The 20,558-nt window shown below is 60.8% G+C and carries 21 protein-coding genes; 14 read left to right on the top strand and 7 right to left on the bottom strand.

The annotated features are described in order from the left end of the window. Positions 1–109: 109 nt before the first annotated feature. Positions 110–913, bottom strand: coding sequence for an alpha/beta fold hydrolase (locus AC1DIJ_RS11050; protein WP_112385139.1), 804 nt, complete (start codon positions 911–913; stop codon positions 110–112). A gap of 170 nt (positions 914–1,083) precedes the next feature. Here AC1DIJ_RS11050 and infC point away from each other — a divergent pair, with 170 nt between their 5' ends. From infC to pheT, 10 genes are all read left to right on the top strand, one after another. Beyond that, positions 1,084–1,620, top strand: coding sequence for a translation initiation factor IF-3 (gene infC, locus AC1DIJ_RS11045; protein ID WP_112385381.1), 537 nt, complete (start codon positions 1,084–1,086; stop codon positions 1,618–1,620). Between the two features lie 158 nt (positions 1,621–1,778). Then, complete coding sequence (locus tag AC1DIJ_RS11040; RefSeq protein ID WP_112385140.1) at positions 1,779–2,339, top strand: hypothetical protein; 561 nt, start codon at positions 1,779–1,781, stop codon at positions 2,337–2,339. Between the two features lie 149 nt (positions 2,340–2,488). Next, the gene (locus AC1DIJ_RS11035; protein ID WP_112385141.1) at positions 2,489–2,989 is read left to right on the top strand and encodes a hypothetical protein; all 501 of its coding nucleotides are present in this window, start codon (positions 2,489–2,491) and stop codon (positions 2,987–2,989) included. A 3-nt stretch (positions 2,990–2,992) separates the two neighbouring features. After that, a complete protein-coding gene (locus AC1DIJ_RS11030) occupies positions 2,993–3,658 on the top strand; it encodes a response regulator transcription factor (RefSeq protein WP_112385142.1) in 666 nt (221 codons plus the stop codon). After that, positions 3,655–5,007 (top strand): sensor histidine kinase, encoded by a 1,353-nt coding sequence (locus AC1DIJ_RS11025; RefSeq protein WP_112385143.1) that lies wholly within the window; start codon positions 3,655–3,657, stop codon positions 5,005–5,007. The genes AC1DIJ_RS11030 and AC1DIJ_RS11025 overlap by 4 nt, the downstream gene beginning before the upstream one ends. A 238-nt stretch (positions 5,008–5,245) precedes the next feature. Continuing rightward, complete coding sequence (gene rpmI, locus AC1DIJ_RS11020; RefSeq protein WP_007813308.1) at positions 5,246–5,449, top strand: 50S ribosomal protein L35; 204 nt, start codon at positions 5,246–5,248, stop codon at positions 5,447–5,449. Between the two features lie 39 nt (positions 5,450–5,488). Further along, positions 5,489–5,893 (top strand): 50S ribosomal protein L20, encoded by a 405-nt coding sequence (rplT, locus tag AC1DIJ_RS11015; RefSeq protein WP_112385144.1) that lies wholly within the window; start codon positions 5,489–5,491, stop codon positions 5,891–5,893. Between the two features lie 97 nt (positions 5,894–5,990). Further along, complete coding sequence (locus tag AC1DIJ_RS11010) at positions 5,991–6,809, top strand: protein kinase family protein (RefSeq protein WP_112385145.1); 819 nt, start codon at positions 5,991–5,993, stop codon at positions 6,807–6,809. A gap of 30 nt (positions 6,810–6,839) precedes the next feature. Beyond that, positions 6,840–7,922, top strand: coding sequence for a phenylalanine--tRNA ligase subunit alpha (gene pheS / locus AC1DIJ_RS11005; protein WP_112385146.1), 1,083 nt, complete (start codon positions 6,840–6,842; stop codon positions 7,920–7,922). 15 nt (positions 7,923–7,937) lie between these two features. Then, positions 7,938–10,373 carry a phenylalanine--tRNA ligase subunit beta gene (pheT, locus tag AC1DIJ_RS11000; RefSeq protein ID WP_112385147.1) on the top strand — a complete coding sequence of 812 codons (2,436 nt, stop codon included), beginning with the start codon at positions 7,938–7,940 and terminating at the stop codon, positions 10,371–10,373. Between the two features lie 49 nt (positions 10,374–10,422). Here pheT and AC1DIJ_RS10995 read toward each other — a convergent pair whose 3' ends face one another. Next, positions 10,423–10,716, bottom strand: a complete 294-nt coding sequence (locus AC1DIJ_RS10995) for a hypothetical protein (protein ID WP_112385148.1) — start codon at positions 10,714–10,716, stop codon at positions 10,423–10,425. A gap of 322 nt (positions 10,717–11,038) precedes the next feature. On the opposite strand from AC1DIJ_RS10995, the gene AC1DIJ_RS10990 reads away from it, so the two are divergent. Further along, on the top strand, positions 11,039–11,656 hold the full coding sequence (locus AC1DIJ_RS10990; RefSeq protein ID WP_112385382.1) for a hypothetical protein: 618 nt from the start codon (positions 11,039–11,041) through the stop codon (positions 11,654–11,656). On the opposite strand, the gene AC1DIJ_RS10985 is transcribed toward AC1DIJ_RS10990, so the two are convergent. Beyond that, positions 11,646–12,089, bottom strand: a complete 444-nt coding sequence (locus tag AC1DIJ_RS10985; protein ID WP_112385149.1) for a GNAT family N-acetyltransferase — start codon at positions 12,087–12,089, stop codon at positions 11,646–11,648. The genes AC1DIJ_RS10990 and AC1DIJ_RS10985 overlap by 11 nt on opposite strands. A gap of 11 nt (positions 12,090–12,100) precedes the next feature. Continuing rightward, complete coding sequence (locus tag AC1DIJ_RS10980) at positions 12,101–13,048, bottom strand: aldo/keto reductase (RefSeq protein ID WP_112385150.1); 948 nt, start codon at positions 13,046–13,048, stop codon at positions 12,101–12,103. 180 nt (positions 13,049–13,228) lie between these two features. Between AC1DIJ_RS10980 and AC1DIJ_RS10975 the strand changes: the two genes are divergently transcribed. Beyond that, positions 13,229–14,215 (top strand): Gfo/Idh/MocA family protein, encoded by a 987-nt coding sequence (locus AC1DIJ_RS10975; protein WP_112385151.1) that lies wholly within the window; start codon positions 13,229–13,231, stop codon positions 14,213–14,215. On the opposite strand, the gene AC1DIJ_RS10970 is transcribed toward AC1DIJ_RS10975, so the two are convergent. Both AC1DIJ_RS10970 and AC1DIJ_RS10965 read right to left on the bottom strand, forming a co-directional pair. After that, positions 14,216–14,593: a GtrA family protein gene (locus AC1DIJ_RS10970; protein WP_112385152.1), complete on the bottom strand. Its 378-nt coding sequence runs from the start codon at positions 14,591–14,593 to the stop codon at positions 14,216–14,218. Next, the gene (locus tag AC1DIJ_RS10965) at positions 14,590–15,615 is read right to left on the bottom strand and encodes a glycosyltransferase (protein WP_112385153.1); all 1,026 of its coding nucleotides are present in this window, start codon (positions 15,613–15,615) and stop codon (positions 14,590–14,592) included. The genes AC1DIJ_RS10970 and AC1DIJ_RS10965 overlap by 4 nt, the downstream gene beginning before the upstream one ends. A 174-nt stretch (positions 15,616–15,789) precedes the next feature. On the opposite strand from AC1DIJ_RS10965, the gene AC1DIJ_RS10960 reads away from it, so the two are divergent. Beyond that, on the top strand, positions 15,790–17,610 hold the full coding sequence (locus AC1DIJ_RS10960; protein WP_477831405.1) for a hypothetical protein: 1,821 nt from the start codon (positions 15,790–15,792) through the stop codon (positions 17,608–17,610). Between the two features lie 59 nt (positions 17,611–17,669). Then, on the top strand, positions 17,670–19,256 hold the full coding sequence (xseA, locus tag AC1DIJ_RS10955) for an exodeoxyribonuclease VII large subunit (RefSeq protein WP_112385155.1): 1,587 nt from the start codon (positions 17,670–17,672) through the stop codon (positions 19,254–19,256). A 51-nt stretch (positions 19,257–19,307) separates the two neighbouring features. On the opposite strand, the gene AC1DIJ_RS10950 is transcribed toward xseA, so the two are convergent. Then, on the bottom strand, positions 19,308–20,558 hold the full coding sequence (locus AC1DIJ_RS10950) for an aminopeptidase (RefSeq protein WP_112385156.1): 1,251 nt from the start codon (positions 20,556–20,558) through the stop codon (positions 19,308–19,310).

Genomic DNA, 20,558 nt, shown 5'->3' with positions numbered 1-20,558 from the left:
TACTTCTTGGTAGGGAGTTACAACTCTCGGACATGGTTAAAATGCCACAGAAGGTGGGCTTGCGCGGTATCCTCTCAACCGGAGATACTATTCGTGCATCCGAATTCGCTTATTGACGGATAAGCGCGCTGACCGCAGAAAGCATGCGCTCGATATCCTGCGGCCGCGAAAGCCGGTGGTCGCCGTCGCGAACGAAGGTCAGCACCACGTCGTCGGACGGCAGATGCTCGATCAGCTTCATGGCATGTGCATAGGGCACATCGGGATCTTTCATGCCTTGCAGGATATGAACCGGGCATCCTGTCTGGATGATCCCGGTCAACACCCTGTTGGCGCGGCCGTCCTCGATCAGGGCCCGGGTATAGATATTGGGCTCGGGGCTGTATTCCGACTTTTCTTCGAAATAGCCGCGCTCTTCCAGAGAGGCGCGTTCCTTCTTGGTCAGATGCGGCTCGATCAGATCCGAGGTGAAATCCGGCGCGGGCGCGATCAGCACCATGCCCTCGAGCTTCGGTCCATCGGCGATCTTGCCCAGTTCTTGGGCCAGGCGCAGCGCGATCCACCCTCCCATCGACGATCCGACAGCAATGACGCGCTTCGGATTGACATGCATGAGAACCGCGAGCGTCTCCTCAAGCCAGCGCGAGATCGTCCCGTCGGTAAATTTGCCGCCGGAAAGCCCGTGGCCCGAATAATCGAGACGGAGGCAGGCAAGACCGGTTTCCGCCGCCAGCCTGTCAAGCTCGATTGCCTTGGTGCCGCTCATATCCGAGCGATATCCCGAAAGCCAGAGCAGCACAGGGGCGTCCGGTCCAGCATTCGCCTGACGCAGAATGAAGGCTATCTGGCGGGCGTCGTCACCCTCTCCGGCGGTGATAAACTTCGGCTGAGGGGCGATGGATGTCTCGGACACGGCTGAACTCCTGTTGTTCCTGCCTATAAAACAGATTCTTGACAGGCTGACAGCGGGTGATTTTTCCGCTAAAGCGTGCTACTGACTCCGTTGCAGCGATAACGAGACCCCGTTTGTGCCCCCGTGGGAGTACGAGCTGCAGCATTCAACAACTCGAGGAGAGTACGACCATTCGCAGACCTTTTAAAACCGACGCGCCCGTTAAGGAAGGGCCGCGTTCGAACCGGGAAATTCGCATACCCCGTGTTCAGCTGATTGACGCAGAGGGACAGAACCTGGGCATCGTTGCCACCGATCAGGCGTTGAAAATGGCTGAGGAAGCCGGTCTCGACCTGGTGGAAATTTCCCCCAATGCCGAGCCGCCTGTGTGCAAGATTCTCGATCTGGGCAAGCTGAAATATGCCAACCAGAAGAAGGCTGCCGAAGCGCGCAAGAAGCAGAAGATCGTCGAAGTCAAAGAAATCAAGATGCGCCCGAACATCGACACGCATGATTATGACGTGAAGATGAAGGCGATGGGCCGCTTCTTCGAAGAAGGCGACAAGGTAAAGGTAACGCTGAAGTTCCGTGGCCGTGAAATGGCTCACCAGGAACTGGGCATGAAGCTGCTTCAGCAGGTCAAGGCCGACACGACCGAATATGCAAAGGTCGAAGCCGAGCCGAAGCTTGAAGGCCGACAGATGATGATGGTGCTCGCGCCCAAGTGAGCGCGGTCCATCAAGATGCATCGAAGCCGTCCGCAAGGGCGGCTTTTGTGTTTTCTGGGGCCGCTTTCTGACAGTCTGCTGACAGGCCCGCTCAGCGGCCTGTCAGCCAGGAGATGTCATGCTCCTTCCATCGAAACACGGATGGAAAGGAAACGACCATGGCCCCCCGTCTTCAAAGGATCACGCTGGCCTCGGCCGCCGCGCTTGCGCTGGCCGCTGCTCTACCCGCCCTTCAGCCTTCGGGATATTCCCTCTTTTCCTCGGCTGCCTATGCCCGTGGCGGTCATGACGGCGGCAGCGGCAGTTCGGGCCGCGGCGGCAGCGACGATGCCTCCGGCGACGACCACGGCGGCGGCCACGACAGTGGCAGCAACAGCGGCCGCGGCCGGAGTGGCGGCAACTCCAGCGATGACGACAATGGCGGCGATCGCCATGGCGGCCGGACGGTTGCTGCGGGGGCGGATGATAGTGGACGCCGCGGCCGCGAGAATGACCGCAGCGATCGTCCCCGCGTTCCGCTCTCGGTTTCTGCGGCAAGTCTTCAAGGCCTGCTCAACGGTTCGCTTATCGCCGTCGATCAGCTGGGCCGCAGGCTGGAAGTCGAGGTCGAATTGGAACACGGCGTCCAGACCGTCGAGGTGAAGCCGCACCGCTCCGATGCCGTCCGTAACCCCGGCCCAATCACCAATGTTTCCATCAGGCCTGCGGCAGCGCCGTAATCGCCTGGTTCTTCCGCCCGCCCCGGAAGATCGATGCTCCGCCGTTTGCCGGCGGAGCATCTGCCGTTTCAAGCCCGTTTTCCTATGCCTCTTGTGCGGGTGCATGTAAGCGTTCAGTTTATCAGCCGTATATGAGGTCCGGATCAGGCATGTCTTTCACCCGCAGATCGACCGCTCTCCTGCTGTCAGCCGCTATCGTTGCGGCCGCACTGTCTGCGTCTCCGGCGGCGGCAAAAGATGGCGGCGGCAGTAGTGGCAGTTCCGGCAGCAGCGGTTCGAGCGGCTCCGGTTCAGGCTCGAACTCGGGATCGGGAGGCTCCGGCCACGATGGCGGAGACGATCATGGCGGCCACGGCGGCGATGACGACGGCGGAGGCGATGATCACGGTGGCCACGGAACGAGCAGCGGCAGCGGCTCCGGTCGCGCCGATTACGACCGCGCACGCGATGCCGTGCGCGAAGGCCGCATCCTGCCGCTGAAATCGCTGCTGCAGAAGATCGATTCCCGCCGTTACGGCCGGGTGATCGACGTCATTCTCAGCCGCTCGCTGTTCAGTGATGTCTATCAGCTCAAGCTTCGGGATGGAAAAGGCACCATACGCACGCTGCGTGTCGATGCCCGCAGTGGCGAAGTGATCGGGGACAAGTGACCGATGAAGATCCTGCTGGCCGAAGACGACGCCAATATATCGGTGCACCTTGCCGAGACGTTGGGACGCGAAGGCTATCTCGTCGAAACCTTGAAGTCCGGCCCCGAAATTTGGGAGCAGGGCGAAACTGGTGATTACGCTGCCATCGTCCTCGATCTCGGTCTTCCCGGCATGGATGGCCTGTCGATCCTCAAGCGCTGGCGGGCCAATGGTCTCGAAACGCCGGTTCTCGTATTGACGGCCCGCGGCTCTTGGATGGAACGCGTCGATGGTTTCGACGCCGGGGCCGACGATTACCTGCCAAAGCCCTTCCGCAGCGAGGAGTTGCTGGCACGCCTTCGCGCCCTGTTGCGCCGATCAGGCAGGATGCAGCAGCGGGTGAAATCGGCCGACCGCTTCACGCTGGATGAGCAGGCCCGCCGCGTGACTTTCGATGGCCGTGAACTTGATCTGAGCCCTCTCGAGTACCGGATGATCTCCGTGTTCATCGATCGTCCGGGCGCCGTGCTGACGCCAGCGGAACTTGCGAGCCAGGTCCAGGGCCGTGATGACGACGCCGCCAAGAATGCCGTCGAGGCCATGGTGGCGCGATTGCGCAAGAAGACCGATAGCGGCGCGATAGAAACGCGCCGCGGCTTCGGATACCTGCTGCCGGGCAAGACACGATGACGAAGTCATTGCGCTTCCGCCTGGCTGCTGGCGCCCTTGTTGCGATTGCCGTCGCTCTCGCGCTGGTCTGGTTCGTCCTCGGTCATCTGTTCGAAGACTATCTGGCCGACCAGTATGCGAACGAGATGACCGCGGTATCGGATGCTCTGGGCGCCCGTCTGGCAATCGAAAACGGCGGGCTTTCGCTGATCAGCGAACCGTCCGATCCGCGGTTCCAGACACCGGCCGGCGGACGCTACTGGCAGATAACGCCCGACGACCCCACTCAGCCGCCGCTCCGTTCGCGGTCGTTCTGGGACGAGGAACTGACCAGGGATAGCCTCTCCAGGGATCTCTATTGCGGGTTTCACGAGGCCGAAGGGCCGGATGGGGCGACGATCCTGGTCACCGTGAAGGCGATGTCTGTCGGTGAGGGTGATGCGCGCAAACACTTCACGATCTATACGGCCTTCTCCAAAGACGAGATGGAAAGCGCGCTGTCGAATTATCATCGGCCGCTGCAGCTGATGCTGGCCGCAACCGGCCTGCTTCTGCTTGCCGCCGCTTTTCTGCAGGGGCTGATCGGCCTGAAGCCGCTGGTGCGCCTGCGCAACGAGGTGGCGAATATCCGCGCCGGCCGCAGCGCCCATATCGGCGCCGAAGGACCGAGCGAGGTCCGCCCGCTGGTCAACGAGATCAATCTTCTGCTGGCGGAGCGCGAAACCGCCGTGGAACGGGCACGATCGCGGGCCAGCGATCTAGCGCATGGATTGAAGACGCCGCTGACGGTTCTGTCCCATCTCGTCGAAAGCCTGCCGGATGACAAGCGCGACACCGCCCTGCAGCAGATCGAACTCGCGCGCCAGCGGGCCGACCGGCAATTGCAGGCCGCGAGGATGGGTGTCGAACGCATGGCGACGACGTCGCTTCTCGGCATATCGGGCAAGCTGGTCAGTGTTCTCTCACCGGTCACCGACGGCAAGGGCGTTGGCTGGAAAGTCGATATCGATCCGGCGCTGACCATCGAAGCCGATCCCGCCGATGTCGCTGAGGCCATGGGCAACATTCTCGACAATGCGGTGCGCTTTGCCCGCTCCCGCATCGATGTCTCGGCGTCGAGGGAAGGCGAGGCCGTTATCCTCCGGGTCGGCGACGACGGCCCTGGCGTGCCTCCCGAAAACTATGCGATGATGTTGAAGCGCGGCGTCAGCGCTGACGATGCGCATGCAGGTTCCGGTCTCGGGCTTGCCATTTCCGGCGACATCGCCGAGGCTTACGGCGGCAGGATTGTGCTTTCGCGCTCGGATCTCGGCGGCCTGGAAGTCACCTTGGCCTTGCCCGCGCCGAAGAATCTGATGCCCGCGGCCTGAGTGCCAAGATTCCGCCGGCCGCCCCGTTGCACTTTCATGACACTGCGGTTATAAGCGCGCGTCCGAACTGACCGGCAGGGCATGCCGTGGCAGTTTCGAATGCTTGCGGGCAGGTTTCGTCACCGGGCCCGCAGATCAACAACAAACGCTCCCGCACCTGGTTGCGACGGCCGGTTTTCCGGACATCGCTCGAGGGTTTCTTTGAAACATGCAGGGAGGACAGAAACGGAGTAGCAAAATGCCCAAGATGAAGACGAAGTCCTCTGCCAAGAAGCGGTTCAAGATCACCGCAACCGGCAAGGTCAAGGCTGCAGCTGCTGGCAAGCGCCATGGCATGATCAAGCGTAGCAACAAGTTCATTCGCGATGCACGTGGCACGATGGTTCTGGCTGAACCCGATGGCCGCAAGGTTGTGAAGAACTATCTGCCGAACGGTCTCTAAGACTCTTCCGCGAACGTTGTAGATTAAGGAGATCATGAAATGGCACGTGTAAAAAGAGGCGTTACCGCCCACGCCAAGCACAAGAAGGTTCTGAAGGCCGCAAAGGGCTTTTACGGCCGCCGCAAGAACACCATCCGTACGGCTAAGGCAGCGGTTGACCGCTCCAAGCAGTACGCTTACCGCGACCGCAAGGTCAACAAGCGCAATTTCCGCGCGCTCTGGATCCAGCGTATCAATGCTGCTGTGCGCGAATTCGGCCTGACCTACGGCCGCTTCATCGACGGCCTGAACAAGGCTGGCATCGAAGTCGACCGTAAGGTTCTCTCCGACATGGCGATCCATGAGCCTGCAGCATTCGGCGCTCTCGTCGATGCTTCCAAGAAGGCCCTTGAGTACCTCAAGGACGCCGGCACGAAGAACGAGTTTGAAGCAGCGGTTAACTAAGCCGGCGCTATCGAACCTCAGTTTCGATGTTTTTAAACCCGCGCTGGCTAGCTGGCGCGGGTTTTTGTTTGCGATTTGAAATGGGAGTCACGGGAACGTGGCGGACGCTATCGACAATCTGGAAGCCGGACGCGGCCTGAGCGAGGAGGACATTCCGGTTCTTCTCACTGCGCTGCTGTCGGGTTCGCACAGGGTTGAGTGTGTGCCGCTGTCGCAGGGGGCCGTCTGGATCAAGCGCTATGGCACGGAGTGCACTTCGCGCTGGGTCTTTCTGCAGCGCATGATCGCCAATCTGGTTGGTGCGCCGTTTCTCCGGCCTTCACCGGCGCTGGATGACGAAGGCATGGCACAGCGCGAAATCCGGCGTATCACCATGTTCGCATCCAAGGACGTACCGACGGCGCGCGTTGTCTATTCGTCCGGCAGTGCCGTCGTTTTCAGCGATGTCGGCTTGACTGTCGGACAGCAGCTGCGCGCAATGGCTGGCAGCGATCCGGTAGCCCATGACGATCTGCTCGTCCTCTGCGCTCGCGAGCTCGGCCGGCTTCACGCCAAGGGTCTGTGCCATGGGCGCCCGTTTCCGCGCGACATGTTCGTCAAGGATGGCCGCATCGGCTTCATGGATTTCGAAGAAGAACCTGACACCGTCATGCCGCTGGCTACGGCGCAGGCGCGCGACATATGGCTGCTCTTCCTGCAGATCGCAGGCCGCGCCCGGCTGGGCAGTCAAACCCATGACCGGGCCTATAAAGCGTGGTGCGAGGCAGCACCGGCCGGCGCCATTGACGAACTGCACAAACTCACCGGCTTTCTGGGCGCCTTTTTGTGGTTTGCCCGGTTGATTGGCCGCGTTCACATGGGTAGTGATCTGCGGCAGTTCATCATGGCCACCAGTTACTTGAAACACGCTTCCTGAAGCACATTGACGCCCGCAAGGCAGGAAAAGATGACCGAACTCGAAACTCTGGAAATGCAACTGCTGGCCGATGTCGCGGCCGCTGCCGACGAGCCTGCGATCGAAGCGGTGCGGGTTGGCGCACTCGGCAAGAAGGGATCCGTCTCCGAGCTGCTGAAGACGCTCGGCGCGATGTCGCCGGAAGAGCGCCAGACGCGCGGTGCGGCGATCAATGCGCTGAAGACTGTGGTGACCGATGCCATCAACCTGCGCAAGAGCGATCTGAAGCGGGCGGCCATCGATGCGCGCCTGAAGGCGGAGACCGTCGATGTCAGCCTGCCGGTCCGCTCGTCTCCGGCAGAGCGCGGCCGCATCCACCCGATCAGCCAGATCGTCGACGAGATCACCGCGATCTTCGGCGACATGGGCTTCTCGATCGCCGAGGGGCCTGACGTCGAAACCGACTATTACAATTTCACGGCCCTGAATTTCCCCGAGGGACATCCGGCCCGCGAAATGCATGACACCTTCTTCTTCAATCCGGACGAGAACGGTGAGCGCAAGGTTCTGCGCACGCACACCTCGCCGGTGCAGGTGCGCACCATGGAAGCGCAGAAGCCGCCGATCCGCATCATCATCCCCGGCAAGACCTATCGCCAGGATAGTGACGCGACGCACTCGCCGATGTTCCATCAGGTCGAGGGCCTCGTCGTCGACAAGAAGGCCAATGTCGCCAATATTCGCTGGGTGCTGGAAGAGTTCTGCAAGACCTTTTTCGAAGTCGATAGCGTGACGATGCGCTTCCGCCCGTCCTTCTTCCCGTTCACGGAGCCGTCCTTCGAGGTCGATATCCAGTGCGACCGCTCCGGCCCGATCGTCAAGTTCGGTGAAGGCACCGACTGGATGGAAATCCTCGGCTGCGGCATGGTTCACCCGAACGTGCTGCGCGCCGGTGGCCTTGATCCGGACGAATATCAGGGCTTTGCCTGGGGCATGGGCCTCGACCGCATCGCCATGCTGAAATACGGCATGCCCGACCTGCGCGACTTCTTCAACGCCGACGTCCGCTGGATGAACCACTACGGCTTCCGCCCGCTCGACATGCCGACGCTGTTCGGCGGCCTGAGCGCGTAAGGGAGGATTGGACCTATGAAATTCACGCTCTCCTGGCTCAAGGATCACCTCGATACCGACGCCACGCTCGATGAAATCTGCACCCGCCTGACGGAAATCGGTCTTGAGGTCGAGGATGTCGATGACAAGGCTGCTTACAAGCCCTTCGTCATCGCCAGGGTTCTGTCGGCTGAAAAGCATCCGGAAGCCGATCGTCTGAAGGTGCTGTCGGTTGATGCCGGCCCTGACGTCAATGGCGGCAAGCCGTTGCAGATCGTCTGCGGTGCGCCGAATGCCCGCGCCGGCCTCGTCGGCGCGCTGGCGCAACCGGGCGACTATGTGCCCGGGATCGACGTGACGCTTGGTGTCGGCAAGATTCGCGGCGTCGAAAGCCACGGCATGATGTGCTCCGAAAAGGAGCTGAACATGTCGGATAATCACGACGGCATCATCGACCTGCCTGCCGATGCGCCTGTCGGCACGTCTTTCGCCGCCTATGCTCATCTCGACGATCCCATGATCGAGATCAACCTGACGCCGAACCGTCCGGACTGCACTTCGATCTACGGCATCGCCCGCGATCTCGCCGCTTCCGGTCTCGGCACTCTGAAGACCCGCCCAGCGCCGTCCTTCGCTGTCGAAGGCGAGACGCCGGTGAAGGTGACGCTCGATCTCGATGACGAGAAGCTTTGCCCGGGCTTTGGCCTGCGCATCGTGCGCGGCATCAAGAACGGCCCGAGCCCCAAGTGGATGCAGCAGCGCCTGCTGGCAATCGGTCTGCGCCCGATCAATGCGCTGGTCGACATCACCAACTACATGACCTTCGATCAGGGCCGCCCGATGCACGTCTTCGACGCTGCCAAGGTCAAGGGCAACCTGACGGTTCGCCGCGCCAAGGATGGCGAGACGGTGCTGGCGCTCGATCAGCGCGAATACAAGCTCGGCGCCAACAACGTCGTCATCGCTGACGACAACGGCGTTGAGTCGATCGGCGGCATTATGGGTGGTGAGCATTCCGGCTGTGACGAGAATACCGTCGATGTCCTGATAGAGTCGGCCCTCTGGGATCCGATGAATATCGCTAAGTCGGGCCGCGGTCTCGGCATCATTACCGATGCCCGCTATCGCTTCGAGCGCGGCGTCGATCCGGAATACATGATCCCGGGCCTTGAGCGCACCACCGAACTGGTTCTGGAACTTTGCGGCGGCAAGCCTGCCAAGGCTGAGGTTGTCGGATACAAGGGCTATCAAGCCAAGATCGTCGATTTCCCCTATTCCGAAGTCAAGCGCCTGACCGGCCTTGAAGTCTCGACCGAGGAGAGCAATGCGATCCTTGGTCGCCTCGGCTTCGCGGTCTCCGGCTCCGGCGAGCGCGTTTCAGTCGCCGTTCCCTCCTGGCGTCCCGATGTCGATGGCAAGGCCGATCTCGTCGAGGAAGTCATGCGCATCCACGGCGTTGACAAGATCAAGCCGGCGCCGCTCGAAAGTCATGCTGCCGTCAACGGCAAGATCCTTACGACGCTGCAGATCCGTACCCGCACCGCCAAGCGCGCGCTTGCTTCGCGCGGCATGCTGGAAGCCGTCACCTGGTCCTTCATTCCGGAAGATCAGGCGAAGCTTTTCGGCGGCGGTTCGCCGGCGCTAAAGCTTGCCAACCCGATTGCTGCCGAAATGTCGGATATGCGCCCCTCTTTGCTACCGGGTCTGCTGACCGCTGCCCAGCGCAATGCTGACAAGGGCTATGGCGACGTTGCGATCTTCGAAGTCTCCGGCACCTACGAAAACGACCGGCCGGAAGGCCAGCGCCGCGTTGCTGGCGGCATCCGCCGCGGAACGGCAACGATGGCCGGCGCCGGCCGTATGTGGTCGAACGCGGCGAAGGGCGGCGGCAAGCCCGCTGATGTCTTCGATGCCAAGGCCGACGCGCTTGCCGTGATCGAAGCCTGCGGTCTGCCGATGGGCAATATCCAGATCGAGCAGGGCGGCCCCGAATGGTATCATCCGGGCCGCTCCGGCACGATCAAGATGGGTCCGAAGGTCGTCCTCGGCTATTTCGGCGAATTCCATCCCTCGACACTGGAAGCGCTCGACGTCTCCGGCGCCCTCTGCGGCTTCGAGGTCTATGTCGATGCCATGCCTGAGCCGAAGAAGAAGGCGACGCGCACAAAGCCGGCGCTGGAGCTTTCGGCTTTCCAGGCCGTCAAGCGCGACTTCGCTTTCGTGGTCGACAAGTCGGTAGAAGCGGGTGCGATCCTCAAGGCTGCCAGCGGCGTCGATCGCAAGCTGATCACCGGCGTCAATGTCTTCGATGTCTTCGAAGGCGCATCGCTCGGCGAGGGCAAGAAGTCTGTGGCCATCGAAGTTCAGATCCAGCCCGTCGAGCGGACGCTGACGGACGAAGATTTCGAAGCGCTGACGCAGAAGATCATCGCCAGCGTGACAAAATTCACCGGCGGCGTGCTGCGAAGCTAGGTTCAGAAAATCAAAGGAGAAACCGGCGGAAGCCGGTTTTTCTTTATCCCTAGTGTTTTTCCGGAAAGAGCGAATGCATCGCTGTCTGGAGAAGCTCCTCCACATAGACCTGCGCCGTATCCGTCGCCTCTTCGGACAGGTTCATTTCCTCACACTTTTTCTCCACCGCCTCGCGGATGAGATAGAGCACGCCTCGACCGATTTTGGCATTCTCGGGATCGGATGTATCGAGCACCATGGCGAGCGATGTCATCGCCACGATTTCCAGCACGAGCATACGGCCTTCGATATCGGACAGATTGCTTGATATCGCTTTCGCGCTGTCCTTCTTGGCATCCGGCATGATTTGTCCCCCATTTCCGGTCATGCCTTCTAACTAGTGCCGGTCGATGCAAAAAGAAGGCTAGGTTGTGCGAAAGCCGCAATACCTTTGGTATTATAAGTTGCGAGCCGTTTTATTCGCCGGATCCGCTGCCTTTATTGATCCGTGACGCGTGCGGAGTTTCGATTTTCTGCCGTTTCGCTTTTCTGGCACACGCGGTCGCTCGAATTACTTTGCGGGCCAGCGCCGCGTTACCAACCCGGGATCGCGACCGTTTTGCCGAAACCGGGTGGAAACACGCAGCGAATTCGCCGATGCTCTGCGTGGCAAGAGGAGTGCGCTGATGAAAAAGCCGGGATCGATGAAGTCTTTGGAAGACATGGGGCGTGCGCGGCTCTCGAAGAATTTCTTCTTCCGCGACTTCCTCCATTCCGAGATCGTCGATTTCTATCGCATTCCGAATATTCCCGACGATCCGGAATTGGCGATCGAGGCGGGCAGGCGGCTTTGCGAGGAGCTTCTGGAGCCGCTGCAGGCGACATTCGGCCGCCTTCACATCCGGTCGGGCTACAGGTCCGCAGAAGTGAACGGCTTCGGCAACAGGAACAAGCTGAACTGCTCGTCAAATGCCGCGACGGCAGCCGATCATATCTGGGATATGCGGGATCTCGATGGCTGCATGGGAGCGACAGCCTGCGTTGTCGTCCCTTGGCTCGTCGATACCTACCGCGACGAAGAGGATTGGCAACGGCTTGCCTGGTGGATCCACGACAAGCTTCCCTACGCGGCGCTCTGCTTCTTCCCGAAGCTATGGGCTTTCAACATTCAATGGCACGAGCGTCCGCGGCGGATCATCCAGAGCTACGTGCGCCCGCGAGGTATCCTGACCAAGTCAGGCATGGCCAACTGGGAGGGCGATCATTCCGAATTCTACCAGGGCTTCCCGCCGCTCAGATATTGATACGATACCGGATATGTCCGTCGCTCTCGACATAGCTGTCGTAGAGTGCCCGTGCCCGCGCGTTGCTCTCGCTCGTATGCCAGTAGAGCCGGGACCAGCCGTTCGCCCTGCAGAGATCGACGAGATCGTCGAGCAGGGCACGCCCGATGCCTTTGCCGCGGATCGATTGATCGACGAAGAGATCCTCAAGATAGCAGTCCTTGCCATGGATCCAGGTGCCCTCATGCGTCAGCGACAGGCTGAAGCCGGCGACAGCGCCATCTATCTCGGCAACACGCATGAAGATTGCCGACGCCGGATCGAAGACCCGGCGCCAGGTGGAATCGGTGATGCTTTCATCGACGGTGACGTCATAGAATTCGAGATAGTCCTTCCAGAGGTCCCGCCAGCGGCTTTCATCCTCAGGTCTCGCATCCCGGATCGTCACGGTCATTGATTATCTCCTCAGGCGCCTGCCTTGTCGAGCAGCGCCATAGCGTCGCTGGAAAGCTGCAGCCTTGCGGCCTTTGCCAGGCTTTCGAGCTGCGAAAGGCTGGTAGCACTGGCAATCGGCGCCGTCACGCCTTTCTTGTTCAGCAACCAGGCGAGCGAAATCTCCGCAGGCTTTCCGCCTGTTTCAGCGGCGACCTTGTCGAGCGCATCGAGGATGCGCATGCCCTTGGCGTCGAGGTATTGGGAAACACGCCCCTCGCGCGCCCGGCCCTCCGTATCGGCCTTGGTGCGGTATTTACCGGAGAGGAAGCCGGCGGCCAGACTGAAATAGGTGATCACGCCGATGTCTTCCTTGACGCAAAGATCGGCAAGCGGTCCCTCGAAGCTTGAGCGCTCGTAGAGATTATATTCCGGCTGCAACACATCGTAGCGCGGCAGCCCGGCCTTTTCGGCCGCGTCCAGGGATGCCTGCAGCAGCGGCGCATCGTAGTTCGAGCAGCCGAAGGAGCGGATCTTGCCCTGCTGCTTCAGCTTGGCATAGGCGGTCAGGCTTTCCTCGTGCGGCGTATCGGCGTCCGGCCAATGGGAGAGATAGACGTCGATGTAATCCGTCTGCAGACGGCGCAGAGAGTCTTCGACCGCTTTGAGGATATATTGTTCCTTGAGCGTCTTGCCCTGACCCATATCGGAACCGACCTTGGTGATGATGACAGCCTTGTCGCGCGCCACCTTCCCCTTCTTCAACCAGCGGCCGATGATTTCCTCGGAATCGCCACCCTTGTTGCCCGGAACCCAGGCCGAATAGACGTCTGCGGTGTCGATCGTGTTGAGACCGGCGTCGAAGAAGCCATCGAGAATCTCGAAGGATGTCTTTTCGTCGGCAGTCCAGCCGAAAACGTTGCCGCCGAAAACGATCGGGGAAATTGAAAGACCTGTTTTCCCAAGCCGGCGCATTTCCATGGCGCTCTCCTAAAGTGCTGATTTAATTGAAAGTGCAGACACGGCAGAACGCCGCCGGAGAATAACCTAGTGCAGCCCGGCGCCGAAGGAAACCAAACTTTCGTGATCTGCACCCGCGCCATTGCCTGCCTGCCGCCCGGTGAATAAGGTGCGCGCAATCAACCTTTGGGAGGCTCATCCATGCTGCGTTTCGGTATCATTTCCACCGCCAAGATCGGTCGCGAGGCTGTTGTGCCCGCCATTCAGGATGCCGAAAATTGCGTTGTCAGCGCCGTCGCCAGCCGTGATCTGGCCCGCGCCCGCGAGATGGCGGACCGTTTCTCTGCCCCGCATGCCTTCGGCTCCTACGAAGAAATGCTGGCATCCGACAAGATCGACGCCGTCTACATCCCGCTGCCGACGTCGCAGCATATCGAATGGGCGATCAAGGCGGCGGATGCCGGCAAGCACGTCCTCTGCGAAAAGCCGATCGCGCTGAAGGCTGCGGAGATCGACAAGCTGATTGCGGCGCGGGACCGCAACAAGGTGCTGATCTCGGAAGCTTTCATGGTCACCTATGCGCCGGTCTGGCGCAAAGTCCGCTCGCTGATCGCCGAGGGCGCCATCGGCAAGCTACGCCATGTCCAGGGTGTCTTCACCTATTTCAACCGCGATCCGGGCAACATGCGCAACATCCCCGAGCTTGGCGGCGGCGGCCTGCCCGATATCGGTGTCTACCCGACGATCAGCACCCGCTTCTCGACCGGTCTGGAGCCGCTGCGCATCCAGGCCGTTACCGAGCGCGATCCAGAATTCGGCACCGATATATATTCGAGCGTGAAAGCCGACTTCGGCGATTTCGAGCTGAGCTTCTACATCTCGACGCAGATGGCCAACCGCCAGCTGATGGTGTTCCACGGCACCGAAGGCTTCATCGAGGTGAAATCCCCCTTCAATGCTGACCGCTGGGGGCCCGAGGAGATCGAGCTCAGCAATCGCGCTCACAACCAGTCGACCATCTTTCGCTTCCAGGACAGCCGCCAGTATCGCAAGCAGGCGGAAGCCTTTGCTCGTGCTGCCAAGGGCGAGCAGGAAGAGGTCGTCACGCTGGAAAATTCGAAGCTGAACCAGAAGGTGATCGACGCGATCTATCGCGCCAGCGAGAAGGACGTCTGGGAGCCGGTCTGATCACTCGCTGCGGAAGACGAAGCGGGAATAGCCGAAGAAACTGAGGAACATCGACGCGGCGGTGGCAAGCACCAGCGCCGCCAGTGGCTGCAGCGCGGGCATCGTCAACAGCAGGGCGGCATAGAGCCCGTAGTTGACGAGCGCCGATGTGATGCCGACGGACCCATAGCGGAAACCTTCAACGGCAAGCGAATGCGGCGAGCGGTCGAAGGTGAATGTCCGATTGAAGATCCAGGTGACGACCATCGCCAGCGCGATCGCAATCAGCCGCGCGATGAACGGGCCGAGCGATGTGAAATGCAGCAACAGCGTCAGCAATCCGGCGTCGACAACGAAGCCAATCCCGCCGGCGATGCCGAAGCGCAGCAGCTTTTTCACGCGGCACCTGCCTTGCGGGCCGCGACAGGCTTGCGCGCCGGCTCGGCAATATTCTCGGAAAGCTCTGTGCGCTGCCGCTCGCGTCGGCTTGCGGCACCAGCTGCCATGTAGTGGATGCGCAGCTGCTCCGCCCGTGAGCGCGCAACGGAATCAAGGATCGTGCCCGCGGTGAAAAGCATGAACGAGATCATCATCAGCGCCATGGACAGAACCCAGGTCGGCATGCGGCTGACGAGACCGGTCGCGAAATATTCCGCCAGCACGGGCGTCATGAAACCAAGGCTTGCCAGCATGAATGTTGCGCTGATGATGCCGAAGAAGGCGAAAGGCCGTGTTTCCTTCATCAACATGGCAAACATCCAGAGGATCTTGCCGCCGTCCTTGAAGGTGGAGAGCTTGGAATGCGAGCCTTCCGGCCGGCGGCCGTAATCGAGCTCGAGCTCGCTGACCGGAAGCTTCAGGCGCGAGGCATGGACCGACATTTCGGTCTCGATTTCGAAGCCGCCCGATACCGCCGGAAAACTCTTGACGAAACGGCGCGAGAAGGCGCGATAGCCGGAAAAGATATCGGTGAAATCAGGGCCGAAGATCGTCCGGTAGAGGACGTTGAAAATCCGGTTGCCGAAGGCGTGGCCCTGACGGCCTGCGTCGGCGCGGACGTTCCGGCGGGTGCCGACCACCATGTCGGCGCGCTCCGTCAGAAGCGTGCGGATCAGGTCTTCGCCGTCTTCCGGTGCATAGGTGCCGTCGCCATCGGCCATCAGGTAGATATCGGCATCGATATCGGCAAACATCCGGCGCACGACATGGCCCTTGCCCTGACGCCGCTCGCGCACGACATTGGCGCCGGCCAGCATTGCATGCAACGCCGTGCCGTCGGTCGAATTATTGTCGTAGACATAGATCTGGGCCTCGGGAAGCGCTGCCTTGAACCCGCGAACCACGGCGCCGATCGTTGCTGCCTCGTTGTAGCAGGGGAGGAGCACGGCAATGGATGGGGTATCGTTCTGCGATCTGTTCATGATCTTGCTCACCGGGTTTGGCCGGRACGCAGTATAAGTCCGCCAATGTTAATAAGACGCTATGACGCAGGCAGCCAATTGCGCTCAACTGGCACGTTTTACTCTTTCTTGATCGCCTGCTGATAAACCAGCTGGAACTGGCAACGAGTTCCCGAAATGACGAACGCTGTAGAGATGACCGCCATTTCCCCTTCAAGCAGCAAGCTTGCACGATTTCAGGCGCTGTTCTCGCGGCTTTGGCCGACGGTATTCGCCTATAGCGGCGTCTTGATCGTAGCGATCCTGATCATGAAGCTGCCAAACGCGAAGGACTACGTCGGGCCCGACAACGATGATGGCATGCGGCTTGTCGAGGTTCGCGATCTGCTGGGAGGTCAGAACTGGTTCGATCTTATGCAATATCGCCTCGGTGTCGACGGCACGATGATGCATTGGTCGCGGTTGATCGATCTGCCGATTGCGTCGCTGATCAAGTTCTTCGGGCTGTTTCTGTCCGGGGAGCGCGCGGAGGCGGTAGCGTTGGCGATATGGCCTGTCTCGCTCGTCGTACCCCTGATGTTGGCAATGGCAATCGCCGGCCGGCGAATTGGCGGTGCTCTGGCGATGCATATCTCGCTCGGCCTGACATTTCTGACGACTATTATCAGTGGCCGCTTTCTGCCGGGTGCTATCGATCACCACAATGCGCAGCAAGCTTTGGTCGCTATGATGGCCGCCATGCTGCTCGACGATAAGTATCGCGCGCGCAGCTTTGCAGTCGCGGGCTTCTGCGCGGCCGTAGCAATCGCCATCGGTGCCGAAACGACACCAGCAGTGGCTTCAGTTTGCATTATTGTTGCTGTCGCCTGGGCATGGCACGGAGAAGTTTATGCCGCTGCCGCAAAGGCGTTCGGCTTGTCCCTGGCGCTGTTCATCAGCATTCTGTTTTTCGGAACTATCCCTCCAAGCCTTTATTCTGCGGTAACCTGCGATAACCTCTCGCTTGGCTTCTACAGCCTTTCCGCAATCGGGGGCGGGCTGCTGTTCGTGGCGGCGGTGTTCACCAGCAGCATGTCGCGGCGCAGACGATTTATCGTTCTCGCTGGCATTGGTGCTGGTGTCGCGATCTCCGCGGTGCTGATTGCGCCTCAGTGCCTCCACAATCCGCTCAGCGACCTTGACCCCATGCTTGTCGAACTCTGGCTAAGCCGCGTTTCCGAGGCCCAGTCGTTCATTGCGCTGAGCCATACGGAGCCCTATACGCTTGGTGCCTTCTATGCGACCGGGATTTTTGCGATTGCCGCTTGCCTGTTCCGTATCCTGCAGCGGGACCGCGTCGAAATCCACTTGATCTTGCTGTTCTTGATCGCTGTCAGCTGGGCAATCGCGCTCGTTCAGGTTCGTGGCGCACCATTCTCCAATATCTTGGCAGCTCTGCCGCTGGCATTGCTCATCATCGACGTCAGGAAAGTCTCCAATGCTGATCGGGAAAGCGTCGCGGCGGCGCTTTGTTTTATTCTGGTCGTGCTTGGAAGTGTTCCTGCCATCTGGGCCGTCTCCGCGGATCTGATAGCGCTGCCGAAAAATGAGGCGGTACAGGCGGACGGGGAGGCGAAGGCGGCCGAGAATATGGCCGCCTGCCGATCAAAGGAAGCGATTGCACCGCTCAACAATCTCCCAACGGGAATGGTTGTCGCCTCGTTGGAGTTGGGTGTACCGATCTTGCGTTTTAGTGGTCAGCACATCTTGACTGCACCCTACCATCGCAATCAGCGCGGTATGTTGACTGAACTGCATATCGGCCTCGCCGAACCTAAGGAAGCCGAAGCGTTCATGCGTGGTGCGGGCGTAACGGCGGTGGCGTTCTGCAATGAGGATCCCTCGACCGAGCAGCTCGCAAAACTCAAGCCAGACGGCCTCTACGCCCAGCTCGCCAAAGGCAATGTGCCGAATTATCTTCAGCCCTATGCCAAGGCCGAAGGCGTCCAGTATTTCCTCTTCAAGCCGGTGGATTGACGCCGCGGACCGGCGATCTTCCGGCTGATCTTTCGCCGCACTTCGGATAGAACGAAGACATGAGCAATGTCTTCGACGGCGATTCGCCGACAAACCTCACGGAATATTCGGTTTCCGAACTATCGGGATCGATCAAGCGCACGGTCGAGACCGCATTCGATCAGGTCCGCGTGCGCGGCGAAATATCCGGTTATCGCGGGCCGCATTCATCCGGCCACGCTTATTTTTCGATGAAGGATGATCGCGCACGCATCGATGCCGTCATCTGGAAGGGTGTTTTCTCGCGTCTCCGCTTCCGGCCTGAGGAAGGCATGGAGGTTATCGCCACCGGCAAGATCACGACGTTCCCGGGGTCGTCCAAATACCAGATCGTCATCGAAACGCTGGAGCCGGCCGGTGCCGGCGCCTTGATGGCTCTGATCGAGGAGCGTAAGCGCAAACTCGGCGCCGAGGGGCTTTTCGATCCCGCGCGCAAGCGCCGCCTTCCCTACATGCCGAAGGTAATTGGTGTCGTCACCTCTCCGACGGGCGCCGTCATCCGCGATATTCTTCACCGCATCTCCGATCGTTTTCCGGTTCATGTGCTTGTCTGGCCCGTCAAGGTGCAGGGTGAGGGATCGGGCGAAGAGGTGGCCAATGCCATCCGCGGCTTCAACGCTTTCGAGCCTTCGGGCGAGATGCCGAGGCCCGATGTGCTGATCGTCGCCCGTGGCGGCGGCAGTCTTGAGGATCTGTGGAGCTTCAACGACGAGATCGTCGTTCGTGCCGCGGCCGAAAGCGCCATCCCGCTGATTTCGGCCGTCGGTCACGAAACGGATTGGACGTTGATCGACTACGCGGCCGATGTCAGGGCGCCGACGCCGACTGGTGCGGCTGAAATGGCGGTGCCGGTCAAGGCGGAACTCGAAGCGCAGATCGCCGGCCTTTCCGCCCGTCTTCAAGGCTGTATGACACGGCAGATGGATCATCGCCGCCAGTCCGTGCGGGCGCTGATGCGCGCGCTGCCATCGCTCGATCAGCTGCTGGCTCTGCCGCGCCGCCGGTTCGACGAAGCGGCCTCCGGTCTTGGTCGCGGTTTGGAACTAAACACCATCAACAAGCGCCGCAGCTTCGAGCGCGTTGCATCGCATCTGCGCCCGGATGTGCTGTCCAACAGGATCACCGAGCGGCGGCAGATGCTGGCCGAGCGGATGACGCGGGCCGAGCGCATCGTCGAGCGCCGTATCGATGCCTTGAAAGGCCGGGTCGAGCGCTTTGGCGTGACGCTGTCGTCTGTCCCGGCGCGCCTGACGACGCAGACCGCCCGCATGCGCGATCACCTTGCCAATCTGTCCCGCCATGGCGACACGGCCGTGCGCCATCAGCTGACACGGGCGCGGGGAGAGCTGGCCGCTCAGGATCGGGTTCTGCAGTCGCTTTCCTACAAGAACGTGCTGAAGCGCGGCTATGCCGTTATCAGGGATGATGAGGACCGGCCGGTCTCGCAGGCCGCCATGCTGACGGCAGGTGCCGGGATCTCGATCGAATTCTCGGATGGCCGCATCGGTGCCGTAACCACCGAGGGCGGAGCGCCGCCAGCGACGAAGAAGCGTGCGCCCAAGTCCGGCGAACAGGCGCCCCCTCCGAAGCAGGGAAGCCTCTTCTAGGACGCCCGGAGAGCCGGCGCTCGATGGTATCGTGCGCCAGCCTGTGTTGCGTTACGCCCACTCGCCCTGGCGCATGACCGGAACCCGCGACCCATCTGGCTTGATGCCGTCGATATCGACCTTGTTGGAACCGATCATCCAGTCGATATGGATCAGGCTCGAATTGCCGCCCTGCGCCTTGATCTGTTCCTGGCTGAGCGTTGCGCCATCCACAAAGCACTTCGAATAGCACTGGCCGAGCGCGATGTGGCAGGAGGCATTCTCGTCGAACAGCGTGTTGTAGAACAGGATGCCGCTGGCCGAGATCGGTGAGGAATGCGGCACCAGCGCCACTTCGCCCAGGCGGCGTGCGCCCTCGTCGGTATCCAGCACCTTGTTCAGCACTTCGGCCCCACGCGACGCCTTCGCCTCGACGATGCGGCCGCCTTCGAAGCGCACCTGAATATTGTCGATCAACGTGCCCTGATGCGAGAGCGGCTTGGTGCTCGACACATGGCCTTCGACGCGCAGCGCATGCGGCGTGGTGAAGACCTCTTCGGTCGGGATATTCGGGTTGCAGGTAATGCCATTCTTCGCCGTCGATGCGCCGCCATGCCATTCGTGGCCGTCGGCAAGCCCGACCGTCAGATCCGTGCCCGGTCCGGTGAAGTGCAGGGCCGCGAAGCGCTGGCCGTTCAGCCATGCCGAACGCTTGGCGAGGTTGCCGTTGTGCTCTGACCAGGCGGCAATCGGATCATCGAGATCGACGCGCGACGCTGCAAAGATCGCCTTGGCGAGCTTGGCAACGGCAATCGCTTCGGGATCATTTGGGAAAACGAGCTTGGCCCAGGACGGATTTGGGTAGGAAACGATGTTCCAGTTGATATCGAAATTCGAGATCTTCTCGAGCGCCGGTTTGTAGGCGCTCGAGTTGGCGCGGTTGGCGCGGCTGACCTTGCCCGGATCCTGGTCCGAAAGCAGCATCGGATTGTCGCCAGCGATGGCAAGCCGGGCGGCATTGTTGGCATAGGCCTTGGCCATGCCATCGTAGAGCCAGCCGGAGGCGCGATCGAAGCTCTCGTCGCTCGCATACTGATAGCGGGCGAGCGTCGATTCCTCGTCGGAATAGAAGGCATTCACCAAGCCGGCGCCGGCCTGATAGGCATGCTTGGTGATCAGGCGGACGAGCGGAATGGCAACGACTGGCGCCGTGATGACCAGATCCTGGCCCTTCTGCAGCTGCAGGCCCACCTTCACCGCGACCTCGGCAAGCTTATCCAGCTTGACCGGGTCGATCGAATGGTTCTGGGGCATGAAGTTCAT

Source organism: Rhizobium sp. 10N427 (assembly GCF_056394605.1).
Note: the sequence above shows the minus strand (reverse complement) of the source record. Positions and strands in the feature narration are given on the sequence as shown.